Annotated in this window: 10 protein-coding genes, 1 tRNA gene and 1 pseudogene; 10 read left to right on the forward strand and 2 right to left on the reverse strand. The window is 61.6% G+C overall.

The genetic code is table 11. The features are described 5' to 3' along the window. Positions 1-629, reverse strand: a pseudogene (locus tag VFW93_RS04865) (hypothetical protein); the annotation flags it as partial. 145 nt (positions 630-774) lie between these two features. Between VFW93_RS04865 and VFW93_RS04870 the strand changes: the two are divergent. Both VFW93_RS04870 and VFW93_RS04875 read left to right on the forward strand, forming a co-directional pair. Beyond that, positions 775-2,712, forward strand: a complete 1,938-nt coding sequence (locus tag VFW93_RS04870; RefSeq protein ID WP_329692859.1) for an ATP-binding cassette domain-containing protein — start codon at positions 775-777, stop codon at positions 2,710-2,712. A gap of 228 nt (positions 2,713-2,940) precedes the next feature. Beyond that, entirely contained in the window at positions 2,941-4,023 is a 1,083-nt protein-coding gene (locus VFW93_RS04875; RefSeq protein WP_329692860.1) for an acyltransferase family protein, read from the forward strand. Positions 4,024-4,033: 10 nt separating this feature from the next. Here the strand turns inward: VFW93_RS04875 and ptsP are convergent, their stop codons facing one another. Then, positions 4,034-5,836 (reverse strand): phosphoenolpyruvate--protein phosphotransferase, encoded by a 1,803-nt coding sequence (gene ptsP, locus VFW93_RS04880; RefSeq protein WP_329692861.1) that lies wholly within the window; start codon positions 5,834-5,836, stop codon positions 4,034-4,036. 188 nt (positions 5,837-6,024) lie between these two features. Between ptsP and VFW93_RS04885 the strand changes: the two genes are divergently transcribed. The 8 genes from VFW93_RS04885 to VFW93_RS04920 all read left to right on the forward strand — a co-directional run. After that, positions 6,025-6,891, forward strand: coding sequence for a GNAT family N-acetyltransferase (locus VFW93_RS04885; RefSeq protein WP_329692862.1), 867 nt, complete (start codon positions 6,025-6,027; stop codon positions 6,889-6,891). 102 nt (positions 6,892-6,993) lie between these two features. After that, positions 6,994-8,376, forward strand: a complete 1,383-nt coding sequence (gene rsmB / locus VFW93_RS04890; RefSeq protein WP_329692863.1) for a 16S rRNA (cytosine(967)-C(5))-methyltransferase RsmB — start codon at positions 6,994-6,996, stop codon at positions 8,374-8,376. Positions 8,377-8,384: 8 nt separating this feature from the next. Further along, complete coding sequence (locus tag VFW93_RS04895) at positions 8,385-8,978, forward strand: DUF4390 domain-containing protein (protein ID WP_329692864.1); 594 nt, start codon at positions 8,385-8,387, stop codon at positions 8,976-8,978. 23 nt (positions 8,979-9,001) lie between these two features. Beyond that, on the forward strand, positions 9,002-11,371 hold the full coding sequence (locus VFW93_RS04900; RefSeq protein WP_329692865.1) for a sensor histidine kinase: 2,370 nt from the start codon (positions 9,002-9,004) through the stop codon (positions 11,369-11,371). 33 nt (positions 11,372-11,404) lie between these two features. Further along, positions 11,405-12,190 (forward strand): response regulator, encoded by a 786-nt coding sequence (locus VFW93_RS04905; RefSeq protein ID WP_329692866.1) that lies wholly within the window; start codon positions 11,405-11,407, stop codon positions 12,188-12,190. A 54-nt stretch (positions 12,191-12,244) separates the two neighbouring features. Then, a tRNA-Phe gene (locus VFW93_RS04910) sits at positions 12,245-12,320 on the forward strand. 133 nt (positions 12,321-12,453) lie between these two features. Further along, complete coding sequence (locus VFW93_RS04915; RefSeq protein WP_329692867.1) at positions 12,454-13,581, forward strand: hypothetical protein; 1,128 nt, start codon at positions 12,454-12,456, stop codon at positions 13,579-13,581. Continuing rightward, positions 13,574-14,581, forward strand: a 1,008-nt coding sequence (locus VFW93_RS04920; protein WP_329692868.1) for a hypothetical protein, incomplete at its 3' end; no start/stop codon positions are given. The genes VFW93_RS04915 and VFW93_RS04920, both read left to right, overlap by 8 nt.

Below are 14,581 nucleotides of genomic sequence, written 5' to 3' on the forward strand. Positions count from 1 at the left end.
GTGCGCAGCTTGTAGGGCTCTTCCAGTTGCGACAAGGGCCCCACGGTGATGGGCGCCAGGCCATTGCGGCTGACATAGCCACTCACCACCTTGATCTGGATGAGGTTTTCACCCTCGCGCCAGACATGGGTCGGTACTTGAACCAGGGCCGGCACATACCAGTTGCGTGTAACAGGCTCGGTCATGGAGCCCGAGTACGCCATCGGCATGCCATTGACCCAGACCTGCGCGTTCATGACCGCACGTGGCAGGTACACCGCCCAGATGCTGGAGGGCACATGCGGCAGGATGACCCTGAACCGGTACCACATGGCGCCACGGTACCCGGGGTGGGTGGCGCTCCAGCGGTGGGGTAGCTTCACGTGCAGCCAGGGCGCCTCCTGGTCTGGCGGGCTGTCCGATCCGGGGAGGATGCAGGCCTCGTCCAGATGCGCGGGCTGCTCGCCCTGCAGGATGACGGCGGGCACCGTGCCGAAGAGATGCGGGCTGCTTGCAGTCGCGCCCGGGGTCTCGGCCGCCCGGTCGATCAAGGCGGCATGCTCATGCACCATGGGCGACGCAGCCGCGGCCATGCCTGCCGAACCCAGCACACACCCGATCAGCCCGAACAGGCACCAACGCAGGACCATCCAAACAAGCATGAGCGCATTGTCGCGCGAGCGGCGACAATAGCGGGTTCCCGACACCCCCTCGATCAGGCCCCGTGCAGACCCGCGCATCTCGAACATCACGCGCGAGGCCCCTGGAGGCCCTGAATCGACCACTGGATTTCACATGGCTGTATTGACCCTGAGCAACGCCTGCCTGGCATTTGGCCACGTTGCCCTGCTTGACCACACCGACTTCGCCCTGGAAACAGGCGAGCGCGTCGGCCTCATTGGCCGCAACGGCACAGGCAAATCCTCCCTGCTGAAGATCATGGTGGGCATCGACAAGCTCGACGATGGCCAGGTCCAGGTGCAAAAGGGCATCGAGCTGGCCTATGTGCCCCAGGAACCCACGTTCACCGATGGCGCCACAGTGGAAAGCACGGTCAGCGAAGGCCTGGGCGATATCCGCGAACTGCGCGAACGCTTCGAGGCCCATGCCGAAGGCGATGACCTGGATGCCCTCATGACCCAGATCGAAGCCCGCAATGGCTGGAACTGGGAGCAGCGCGTTGAAGAAACCCTGCAGCGCCTGCACCTGTCGGCCGACCTGCCGATCGCCAGCCTCTCAGGCGGCATGAAAAAGCGTGTGGCCCTGGCCCGTGCGCTGGTGGCCAGCCCCGATGTGCTCTTCCTTGACGAGCCCACCAACCACCTGGATCTGGACGCCATCACCTGGCTGGAAGAGTTGCTGGTCGATTTCAAGGGCAGCATCGTGCTGATCTCCCACGATCGCGCCTTCCTGGACAACGTCTGTACCCGCATCGTCGAACTCGACCGCGGCATCCTGCGCAGCTACCCCGGCAACTTCGCTGCCTACCAGGGGCTCAAGGAGCGCGAACTGGCCGACGAAGCCCTGGCCAACGCCCGCTTCGACAAGCTCCTGGCGCAAGAAGAGGTCTGGATCCGCAAGGGCGTGGAAGCCCGCCGCACGCGCTCCGTGGCGCGCATCAAGCGCCTGGAAGGGCTGCGCGAAGCACGCTCCTCACGCCGTGACGTGGTGGGCCGTGCCCGCATGGAGGTCTCGCAGGGTGATCGCAGCGGCAAGATCGTGGCCGAGCTGGAAAACGTCGGCAAGACGTACGCGGGTCGTGCCGTGGTCAAGGGCTTCACCGGCACCATCCTGCGTGGCGACAAGGTCGGCCTGGTTGGCCCCAACGGTGCGGGCAAGACCACCTTGCTGAAGATGATCCTGGGCGAATTGCAGCCCGACAGCGGCACGGTCAAACAAGGCGCCAACCTGAACGTGGCCTACTTCGACCAGATGCGCGACAACCTGAATCTGGACGCCACCCTGGCCGACTTCATCAGCCCCGGCAGTGAATGGATCGAGATCAACGGCTCGCGCAAGCACGTGATGGGCTATCTGCAGGACTTCCTGTTCTCTCCGGCCCGCGCCAACTCGCCCGTGCGCACGCTCAGCGGCGGTGAGCGCAACCGCCTGCTGCTGGCACGGCTGTTTGCCAAGCCGTCCAATGTGCTGGTGCTGGACGAACCCACCAACGACCTGGACATCGACACGCTCGACTTGCTGGAAGACCTGCTGGCCGAGTACCCCGGCACCGTCTTCCTGGTCAGCCATGACCGCCGCTTCCTGGACAACGTGGTCACCAGCACCCTCGTGGCCGAAGGCGAAGGTGCCTGGCGCGAGTACGAAGGTGGTGTGGAGGACTGGCTGATCCAGTCACGCCGTGCCAAGGCCATTGCCGCCGGCAAACCCGGTGCGGCGAACATTGCCGCCGCCCCCCGGCAGGCGCCTGAGGCCAACACCCGCACCCCCGTGTCGGTGGCGGCTGACAGCGCCCCCGCTGCCGCGCCCGCCGCACCTGTGGTGGCCACACCCAAGCGCAAGCTCAGCTACAAGGAGCAGCGCGAGCTCGACGAACTGCCCGCCCGCATCGAAGCGCTGGAAACGGAGCAAGCCGAGCTGAACAAGCAACTGGCCGACCCGGATATCTACAAGAAGGAAGGCGCCAATGTGGCCGCCATGCATGCTCGCGTGGAAGTCATCGACGAAGAACTGATGCACCTGCTGGAACGCTGGGAGTTGCTGGCGCCACGCTGATCGCGCAGATGTACCGGATGCATCAGATTGTTGCGCCGCAACACGCCCAGTCGCGCCCTGAAAGCGGCTTGAAATGCCGTGTACCCAAGGGCTGCAGCATCATTCAACGGTACACATGCACCGCGTCCCCTCTTACGATTTGATGCACTCATATCGGCATGTGCGTAGACATGCCTGACTCCCCTGGATAACGTGAAGTGATTCACGAAAATTCAGGAGAGTCGCCTCATGCGAGCACATCACATCGATGTGGCCAAAGCGCTTTGCATCATCCTGGTTGTCATTGGTCACAGCGGCCTGGCTCATCGCTACGTGGAAGTCAACGAAGCCCTGCAGACATTCCGCATGCCCCTGTTCTTCATGCTGGCGGGGGTCTTCTTCAAAGCGGAAGCGTCACCGCTGGACGTACTGAAGCACAAGAGCGCGACGCTGCTCAAGCCCTACTTGTCCTTCGCGCTGCTGTACGCACCCTATTACCTGTACAAGACGGGCCCCCAGGAACTGAGCGCCTACATGCTGGGCACCCTCAGTTTCACGGGAAAGTGGATGCCCGGATGGATGTTCCCCCTGTGGTTTCTGACTTCCCTTTGGGCGCTCCACACGCTGGGATCCGTGTTCTGCCGCTGGATCCGGTTTCCGCAAATGGGCACCGGCCGGCAGTTCCTGCTCATCCTGAGCCTGCTGATCGGTGGGCAGATCAGCATCGACTGGCTGTGGATGAGGCCACTGACGGTCGCCGGGCACACCGTCCAGCTTGAAGGGCTGCCTTTCAACATCGAGTTGTGGCCGGTCATGGCCGCCTTCTTCCTGACCGGCTATGTGCTGCGCCAGGAAATCAAAAGCACGCCACCGCACCCGGCGCAGACGCTGCTGGCTGCCGCCATCTTCTGCGCGTGCCACGTCCTGCACCAACCACGAATGAACCTGTTCGAACACCAGTACAGCAACATCGTCACGACCACGATTGCCGCCCTCAGTGGCGCCATCACCATCATGGGCTTGGCGGCACTGCTGGCACGTCATGCCTGGTTGCAAAGGAGGTTGACGGCCATAGGCCAGGTGAACCTCTACATCCTGTTGTTTCACGCACCGATCCTGTCCGTGATGAGCAAACAGCTGCACCAATGGGTCGACAACGATCTGCTGGCGCTCTGGCTGGCTTGCCTGTCAGCCATCACGGCATCCTGGGCGATGGCGAAGGTGATCCGAGCCACCCCGGCCTTGCATCTGCTGTTCGAGCACAGTGATCAAACACCCGTTCGCCCGGTGCCTGCCGCAAGCTCAGGCGGCGGCGATGTCGTGGTCAGGTAGCCCGCAGCGCTCAGCCGGCAGATTTGAGCTGGCCCGGTGCCTGGAGGTGAGCGCCCGCATGAGCAAACAGCTCCACGCAGGTGGTTTCGGGCTCTTCGCTGCGCAACACGGCGTCCACCAGGGGCGCCAGGCGACGCGTATCGGCACGCAGCACGCGCTGCTTGACCGAGGCGATCTGCGAGGGGTGCATCGAGAAGGTGCGCAGCCCCATGGCCAGCAGCAATTCGGTGAAGGTTGGGTCACCTGCCATTTCACCGCACACGCTCACCCCCTTGCCGGCCGCGCGCGCCTGCTGGATCGTTGAATGCATCAACTGCAGCACGGCGGGGTGCCATGGGTCGTAGAGATGGGCCACCGCCTCGTCGGCACGGTCAATGGCCAGGGTGTACTGGATCAGGTCATTGGTACCGATCGACACGAAATCGAAATAACGCAGGAAGACAGGCAAGGTCAGGGCCGCAGCCGGCACTTCGATCATCGCGCCCAGTTCGACCTCGCCAAACGGCTTGCCCGAATCGGCCAGCTGGCGGCGTGCGTGGGCGATGTTGTCCAGCGTCTGACGGATCTCGCGCTGGCTGGCCAGCATGGGGATCATGATCTTGACCGGGCCATGGTGCGCGGCACGCAGCAAGGCTCGCAACTGACGGCGGAACATGCTGGGCTCAGCCAGGCTCCAGCGGATGGCACGCAGGCCCAAGGCCGGGTTCAACACCGATTCGTGACGCAACTCGCTGGCCGACATGCCTTCCAGTGGCTTGTCGGCACCCACGTCCACCGTGCGGATCACCACGGGCAGGCCCTTCATGGCCTCCACGGCACGGCGATAGGCGTCGTACTGTTCTTCTTCATCGGGCAGGTTGTCGGCCCGGCCCATGAACAGGAATTCGCTGCGGAACAGGCCCACACCCACGGCACCGGATTCCAGTGCCCCCGGGCCGTCTTCCGGCATCTCGATATTGGCCAGGAGTTCGACCCGTTCGCCGTCCAGCGTCACGGCAGGTGTGTGCCGCAAACGGGCCAGGCGTGAGCGTTCCAGCTCGCTCTGGCGCTGGCGGAAGCGGTACTCCTCCAGCACGATGGGCGAGGGATCGACGATCACCAGGCCGGCATCGCCGTCGATGATGATGCAGTCATCCTGGCGGATCAGGCTGCTGGCCTGACGGGCGCCCACCACGGCGGGGATGTCCATGCTGCGCGCCACGATGGCCGTGTGGGAGGTCTTCCCGCCCACATCGGTCACGAAGCCGGTGAACACGCTGCGCTTGAAGGACAGCATGTCTGCCGGGGCGATGTCATTGGCCACGAGCACCAGGGGCTCGTCACCACCGAAATCGCGCGTGGTGCGATTCGCATCCGGCACAGCGGAGGGCTCGCCTCGGCTCAGGCTGCGCAAGAGGCGTTCGATCACCTGCTCCAGGTCGGCCTTGCGTTCACGGATGTAGGGGTCCTCCATCTCGTCGAACTGGCGTGCCAGCACTTCGAGTTGGGCGGATACGGCCCACTCGGCGTTGTAATGGCGCTGGCGGATCCAGTCTGCCGCCGCGCCCATCAGGGCCTCGTCCTGCAGCAGCATCTGGTGCACGTCCAGCAAGGCAGCCAGTTCGGCAGGCGCATCAGCGGGCAGATCGCGCTTGAGGGCATCGAATTCGTCGGCCACCACGTCGCGGGCGGCATACAGGCGTGCCACTTCCTCATCGATCAAGGTGGAATCGATGAAAACGTGTGGCACGTCCACCCGGCTGGATGCGACCAGCACGGCACGGCCAATGGCCACTCCCCGGGAGACGGGCAAACCGAATATCTGGATGCTCATACACCCGATCCTAGCAGCGCAGACCTGCTCCGTGTTTCAGGATTTGTCATGAGGATTAACGCGGATCAAATGCCCCTGGGCCATCCGACCCCTATTCACGCAAATGTCATGACATGTTCACGGTCGCGTCACCGGCCGTGGCAACACTGCCTTCTCATGTCCACGAAGCCAAACGACTGGAGATGACGATGCGTGACCTCCCCCTGCCCACCCTGCCGATGGCAGATCTGTCTTCTCAACTTACGGCCGAATCTCGCGCCGCCCGGAGGTCACTTCACCCGAGCTCCGAGGCACAGCCGGCTGCTGGTGGCAAGCAACGACAAACCCTGGAAGTCGTTTGGGCTCGCACTGAGGAAGATGTTCGCGCCGCGCAGCGCCTGAGATACGACATCTTCGCGGGCGAAATGGGTGCGCGCCTGGCCGTGCCCCCTGGCAGCCCCGAAGGCCACGACATCGACTTGTTCGACAGCTACTGCGAGCACCTGCTGGTGCGCCTGGGCACAGATAACGGCGAGCCCGGCGAGGTGATCGGCACCTACCGCGTGATGACACCGGATGCAGCCAAGCGCGTGGGCGGTCTGTACAGCGAAACCGAATTCGACCTGACCCGCCTGCGCCCCCTGCGCGGCAAGATGGTCGAGCTGGGCCGCTCCTGCGTGCACCCGGATCACCGCAACGGCGGCGCCATCATGGCCCTGTGGGGCGCGCTGGCCGAGTTCATGGTCCGCAACGATCTGGATACCATGATCGGCTGCGCCAGCATCAGCATGCGCGACGGTGGCCACGTGGCCGCCAGCCTGTGGGAACAACTGCGCCACACGCACCTGGCTCCGATCGACTTGCAAGTGCGCCCTCGCCTGCCTCTGCCGGTTGAAGAACTGGATCGCCACCTGCAAGTGGACCCGCCCGCACTGATCAAGGGCTATCTCCGCTGCGGCGCCAAAATCCTGGGTGCCCCTGCCTGGGATCCCGACTTCAACACCGCCGACCTGCCCATGCTGATGCGCATTGCCGATCTGCCGGCTCGCTATCGCCGCCATTTCCTGGGCGCCTGAGGCCTCGGACAAGCCGTTTTTCGCGCTCAAAGCGAGGCAAAGAACGGCAAACAACCCAGCTTGAGCGGGCTGGACGCCCCGGCAACGCATAGACTGCGCGCCATGAGTCGTCCAGCCAGCCCCACTTCCACCACCGAATCCTCTCCGCCAGCGGGCAGCCTGCCCTTGTGGCAACTGCTGAGCGGCTGTGCCGATGCCGTCGCAGCCGTCCGCCAGGGCCAATCGCTGACCGACGTTCTGGCAGCGCGCCGTCCACTGGAGCGCCCCGGCGTGCAAGCCTTGTCGTTTGCCGTGCTGCGCCGCCTGGGCACCGCCGAAGCCCTGCGCAAGAAGCTGGTGCCCAAGGCGCCGCAAGCCTGGGTGGATGCCCTGCTGCTGTCAGCGCTGGCACTGGCCTGCGGCACCGAGTACAACGAACACACCCTGGTTGACCAGGCCGTGGAAGCTGCCAAGCGCCACGCTCGGCCGGCCAGCGGCATGGTCAACGCCGTGCTGCGCCGCTTCCTGCGGGAGCGCGGTGAACTGTTGGCCGGGCTGGAGCAAGACCCGGTCGCCAGCTTCAATCACCCCGCCTGGTGGATCAAGCGCCTGAAGCAGGACTGGCCCGACCACTGGCAAGCCATCCTGATGGCCAATCAGGAACAACCGCCCATGACCCTGCGGGTCAACCAGCGTCATCACAAGGTCGCGGCTTACCGGCAGCAACTGGTCGATGCGGGCATCCTGCCGGCGGACACCGGCCATGAGACTCAGGCCAGTGGCGCGCGCGACGTACCAGTTGATCGACCCGACCCCATCGTTCTGGCTCAAGGCGTCCCCGTCAACCGCTTGCCGGGCTTCGAGCACGGTGATGTGTCCGTGCAGGATGCCGCCGCCCAGATCGCCGCGCCTTTGCTGGTTCACGCCGGGGGCCACCCTTTGCCCGCTGGCGCCCGCGTGCTGGATGCCTGTGCAGCCCCTGGTGGAAAGACAGCTCATCTGCTCGAACTGGCGGATCTGGCCGTGACCGCATTGGACGCCGATCCGCAGCGGCTCGTCCGGGTCAACGAGACTCTGAACCGACTGGGCTTGAGCGCCCACACCATCGCCGCCGATGCCAGCCAGCCCGCCGCCTGGTGGGACGGTCAACCGTTTGACGCGATCTTGCTGGATGCGCCCTGCAGCGCCTCCGGCATCGTGCGTCGCCACCCCGACGTGCGCTGGCTGCGCCGCGAATCCGACATCAGCGCCCTGTCCCGCACCCAGGACGCCATCCTCAACGCCCTGTGGCCGCTGCTCAAGCCCGGCGGCCATCTGCTGTACTGCACCTGCTCCGTCTTCAAGATGGAAGGCCAGGATCGCATCGACGCATTTTTGCAACGCACCACGGACGCCCGGGCCCTCCCCTCGCCCGGCCACCTGTTGCCTGTGGTCGAATACCTTGACCCCGCCCGGCACAACCGTGGCGATGGCTTTTTCTACGCCCTGCTGTCCAAAACCACCTAGGGTGCGTGATGTCCCAGATGCGCCGCCGAGAACTGCTCAAAAGCAGTGCCTCAGCCTTGCTTGCTGCCACCATGGCACCGGCAGGGCGGCTCGCGCGTGCCGAAACGCCTGGGCACCGCAGCATCGACCTGGACAAGCTCACCGTGCTGCACAGCGACGAAGGCGTGCTGCTGAGCTACAGCGTGCGCTTTGATCTGCCTCGAGACCTCGAACAGGCGCTCAGCAAAGGCATTGCCGTGGTGTTCGTGGCCGAAGCCAATGTGTTTCGCAAGCGCTGGTACTGGACAGACCAGCCCAAGGGCGAAATCACACGCCGCTGGCGCCTGGCCTACCAGCCGCTCACCCGACGCTGGAAGCTCAACCTGGACGGGCTGAGCCGCCACTACACCAACCTCAACGAGGCCCTGGACGCCCTGCGCCGTACGGACCGCTGGCGCATCGCCGACGCCATCCCTGGTGCCGAAGATCAGGAGTGCTACGTGGACTTCAGCTTCCGCCTGGACACGGATGAGTTACCACGCCCCTTGCAGATCGGGCTGGGCGGCCTGTCCGACTGGAATCTGGACGTGCAGCGTCGCGCCTGGGTGCCCGCCCTGCGCTGATCGAGCCCGGTTTCAATCCGCCCATGAGCACCATCAAAGCCAACCGTTGGGCCTGGATCGTCTCCGGCGTGGCCATGGGCGGCGCGGGGCTCATCCTGTCGTTCCTGCTGGTCTTTGCGACCCAGAACAGCGAGCGTTACGAACCGCATTACCAATGGCTGCTGTGGGCCAATGTCGGCCTGGCTGCCAGCCTGATCCTGGTCATCCTGATTGCCCTTGGCCGGCTTGCCCTGCGCCTGCGCGCACGCAAGTTCGGCAGCAAGCTGCTGCTCAAGCTCGCCGGCATCTTCGGTCTGGTGGGTCTGCTGCCGGGTTTGCTGATCTACACCGTGTCCTACCAGTTCGTCTCACGCAGCATCGAAACCTGGTTCGACGTGCGCGTGGAAGGGGCGCTGGAAGCCGGGCTCAACCTCGGCCGCAGCACGCTGGACAACCTCACCATCGACCTCGCCAACAAGGCCAGGCTGGCTGCCGAGCGCCTGAGCACGCCCTTGTCAAGCACGGGGCAGATGGGCCCGCCACCTGCCACCGGCATCATCGAGCTGGAACGATTGCGCGAACAACTGGGTGCCCAGGTCGTGACCCTGTTGACCGAATCAGGGCAGGTCGAGCTGACCGCCGGCGGTGATGGCACCCGCATTCTGGCCGCCGAGCGCCTGCCTCTGAGCTGGCGCCAGGAAGCGCGCAGCAAAGGCGTGATGGCACTGGTCGAAGGGCTCGATGACCGCAACGACGACAGTCTGGAACGCAAGCCCGATGCCGCTGTGGCGCCGCTGCCCAGCGTGGCGCGTGTGCTGGCTCTGGCCTGGATGCCGGACAACAGCTTCAGTCTGCAGGCCCGCGGCCATTACCTGCTGATCACGCAGAAGCTGCAACCCGAACTGGTGCGCAATGCGCTGGACGTGCAGGCAGCCTACCGCGAATACCAGCAGCGCTCGCTGGGGCGTGTCGGCCTCAAGCGCATGTACATCGGCACGCTCACGCTGGCCCTGATCCTGGCCGTGTTCGGTGCGTTCCTGCTCGCGGCCATCCTCGGTCAGCAACTGGCGCGCCCGCTGCTGCTGCTGGCCGAAGGTGTGGGCGAGGTGGCGCGTGGCGACCTGCGCCCCAAGGCCTTCTCGGCCTCCACCGATGAGCTGGGTGGCCTGACGCGTTCGTTTGCAGCCATGACGCAGCAGTTGGCGGACGCACGCAAACTGGCCGAACGCAGCGTGCAGGAACTCGACAGCGCGCGCGCGCACTTGCAGACCATCCTGGACAACCTCACCGCGGGCGTGATCGTGTTCGACTCCACCGGCCGCATCGACATGGTCAACCCCGGCGCGACACGCATCCTGCGCCTGCCCCTGTCGGTCTACAAAGGCCGCTACCTGTCGGACGTCAACGGCTTGCAGGACTTCGCCGAGAACATCCGCCAGCGTTTCGAGCTGTATGCCAACGACCCCGTGCCGGGCGAGCGCCAGCAATGGCAGGAGTCGTACGAACTCAGCCTGCCCTCCAACCCCGACCCGCTGACCTTGCTGGTGCGCGGCGCCGAGCTGCCACCCAACGAACGCCTCATCGTGTTCGACGACCTGACCGAAGTCGTCTCAGCCCAGCGCGCCGAAGCATGGAGTGAAGTGGCGCGCCGTGTTGCCCATGAAATCAAGAACCCGCTGACGCCGATCCAGTTGTCGGCCGAACGCATGCAGATCAAGCTGGAAGACAAGCTCGATGAGCCGTCCAGAAGCTTGCTCACACGCTCGGTCAACACCATCGTCACCCAGGTTCAGGCGCTCAAGACACTCATCAACGAGTTCAGAGACTTTGCGCGCATGCCCACGGCCAAGCTGGTGCCGACCGATGTCAACGAATTGATCAACGATGTGCTGGCCTTGTATGGCCATGCCATCGAGCAAGGCACGCTGGTGGTCGAGCTCAAGCAGGACCTGCCACTCATCATGGGCGACGCCACCTTGCTCCGGCAGGTCATCCACAACCTGGTGCAAAACGCACTGGATGCCGTGGGCGAACATCCGCCCGCACATGAGGCACCACGCGTCCTGATCCGCACGGACGCACCACTCAAGGAAGATGGCAGCATCCGCGCCGTTCGGCTGGTGGTGCGAGACAATGGCCCGGGCTTTCCAGACAAGATCCTCAAGCGTGCATTCGAGCCTTATCTGACCACCAAGAACAAAGGCACAGGACTGGGTCTGGCTGTCGTCAAGAAGATCGCCGATGAACACAGTGCGTTAGTTCGACTGCGCAATTTCGGTGACGGCAACGATTCGATACCTAAAAGCACCTCCGAACTAGGGTATCCCTCACAAGTACATACTGTGAGAGGGGCTCAAGTTTCGTTATCATTTTCAAAGCTGTCATCTAAATCTGCCCAAGCTGGGTCACACTAGTCATAGTTCCCATCTAAGGGGTCAAACAAATTCATGGCCACCATTCTTGTTGTTGACGACGAACTGGGCATCCGTGCCCTTCTGTCAGAAATCCTGAGCGACGAAGGACACTCCGTCGAACTCGCCGAAAACGCCGCCAAGGCGCGCATCCTGCGTGAACAGTGCAAGCCCGATCTCGTGCTGCTGGACATCTGGATGCCCGATGTGGATGGCGTCACGCTCCTCAAAGAGTGGTCTGCAAGCGGCCAGCTCACCATGCCCGTGATCATGATGTCCGGCCACGGCACCATCGACACGGCTGTGGAGGCCACCAAGTTCGGTGCACAGTCCTTCCTGGAAAAGCCCATCACCATGCAGAAGTTGCTGCGTGCAGTCGAACAGGGCCTGACCAAACCCGCACCTCGTGCAGCCACCACGGCAGCACCAGCGGTGCACCTGGCCACGGTCACACCGATCACGGCCGCATCGTCCTACGCCGGCATCACCAGCATGAGTTCGCCCATTCGCAGCGAACTGGTGGGCGGCGATGCTCACCATCACAGCAGCCCTGTGTCTTACAACACGGTGCAACCGGTATCCAGCATGAACGGCCTGACGCCGAGCGGCCCTTCGCATGAACAAAGCTTCGAGCTGGACCGCCCGCTGCGTGAAGCCCGCGACGATTTCGAACGCGCCTACTTCGAGTTCCACCTGGCACGCGAAGGCGGCAGCATGACCCGCGTAGCCGAAAAAACCGGCTTGGAGCGCACCCATCTGTATCGAAAACTCAAACAACTTGGCGTTGATTTGGGTCGCAGCAAGAAAACTGCTGCAAATTGATGTACACTCTAAGTCTTCGCTGATCACTGCAACGCAGTGTTGAGCTGAAGAGATGGCCTGGTAGCTCAGTTGGTAGAGCAGCGGATTGAAAATCCGCGTGTCGGTGGTTCGATTCCGCCCCAGGCCACCAGTATTTAAAGGCCCCGTAAGCTGTTTTGGCTCACGGGGCCTTTCTACATTTCTGGGTGAAAATCTACAATGGACTTGGCTATTGCCCATGCGCATAGCCGTGCTCATGTGTAGCTAAACCGACAGGTTGAGAAATGCCCACCCAACGCTCACCAGGGATGCAGAGCGAGCAGGAAGCCATCATTGAGTCAATGCTGGATCGATCGTTTGGAGCACCCTTCCTGTTCATCCCGCGCAAGTACCGAAAGGGATCAGCACACCGGGAACCTGCAGATCTTGCCTGGCTATGCAACGGCTTAGTGGCACTGTTTTACTTCACACGCTCAACTGCAGCGCTTGATCAACAGGTCGAGCACAACCTGCGTCAAGCCAAAGGCTACCTGCGCCTATGGCGCACCGGCGACGCCACCTACGCACTACGAGGCAAAAATCGATTTGGAGATGAGTGCCATGTGCCCTTCAAGAATGTTACGCATCACCTGACATTTATCGTCGTCTCTGCACCTTGCGGCATACAGGTGTTTCGAACCAGCGAAAACGACAAGCCAACGTTGACAGTCGTGCTGAACGAGTCCGTGCTGTCAGCAATCTCTGAATTCGGTGGCTCACTTGTGGATCTGCTATGCATTGTTGCCGCAGATATAAAAAACAAAAATGACTCCACTTTTGAAGCCGGATCACATGAGAACCGCCACGAACAAACCAAACGCACCATTGCTCAGTACGTATCCAGGGCGATCAATCAAGCAGACCCCTATCGGAAGTACTTCAATGGCAACATGGAAAAAGACTTCCAGTTCATGCTTGAAAGACTACAGCGTCTTCGACTGCCGTCACGTACAGGCAAAGCAATCGAAAATAGGGAAAATAGGGAATCGTTCGCATCGCTATTTGCGGACATGCAACTCACCGAATACGCAACATTAAGCACGCTCGCAGCTGAAGCTATTGCGTTATCCGAACCGCCGAATTTCAAAAAATGGATAATAGCTCGCACCCAAAACCCGTACCACGACTTTGTGGTAGCAACCGTGTGCTTTGGAGCAAGCAACACATCAGATATTATTGAAGAGGCTATCGCAGCATCTAGACCTGGAGTCGATCGCGATGAGGCAGCTCTATTCATATACGGCAACATGTACAACTTCAACGACTACAGAAAGCCAATAATGATGGGGTTACCCTCAAATAGGAAAAAACCACAAGCTGAACATATAACCGAATCACTACTTGCAAACCACCCAAAAGATACCCATGCTTGATCACTCACCGCAAAGCGAGGACGAATTACCGCATGAACTATCTGAATTAATAAAACGCAAAGGCGGCCTATTTATATCGAATTCAGCGAATCCTAATGACGCCATATTTACCGCATCCAAATCGAGGCTGAGCGGACACATCACGTACACATTAAATCACCTGTACACGTCCAAAACTCGCACGATCAAGTACGGACTTATAAGAAGTGGCGACATCAACGCTTTTGCGTATGCCTCCTCTGAGCCAAACGTCCCACTAGACTTCATTGGCGTAAATTTGGGAGCGCTCTTTACGCTTCTAAATGTATTTTTTAGAATACTTTCCCATCCCTCTAACTTCCCTGAAGTCGGAGATGCCCGTCTAGAGAACGGAGACGGGGCACCACTCCCCTGGATAACCACCAACGTAGTCTCCGCCGACATCCCATACGTTCCACCTAGATGCCCCATTAGAGCTCGCTTCGCACTCGAACTCACTTTTTGCGCCTTGGATTTTCTCTTTTTCCACGAGATTTCGCACCTGCGACACGGGCATATCGAATTCATACGGGAGAAGCTAAAGGCAAACTCGATTACCGAGGCCATGGAAACAGAGGATGACCCAAGTGCAAGTGAAATAAGACAAGCACTTGAAATTGATGCAGACTGCGGCGCAACGCTTCACTCGCTCAATCGAGCATTCCTCGCCTTCCGGGCGCATAATCAGGCACGAGATAGCTTTAGCGAACTGGAATGGGCAATCGTAAAGCATGCGTATGGCTCAAACGCACTTGCAACACGATCCATTTGCTTCTCAGCCTATATTCTATTCAGAATATTCAATGTCGGATCATGGCGCATTGACCTACAACCCAAATTGACCCACCCTCTTCCTCCATTTAGGGCCTACGCCGTAGGGGCCACTGCATATGAGATCTTCTCCCAAAGAGCAGAATATGAATACGATCCCGACCTGTTCATGTTCGATCACTCACGCACCATAGAGAGCGCGGAATTCGCA

This window comes from Aquabacterium sp. (genome assembly GCF_036279675.1).
GTDB lineage: Bacteria > Pseudomonadota > Gammaproteobacteria > Burkholderiales > Burkholderiaceae_C > Aquabacterium.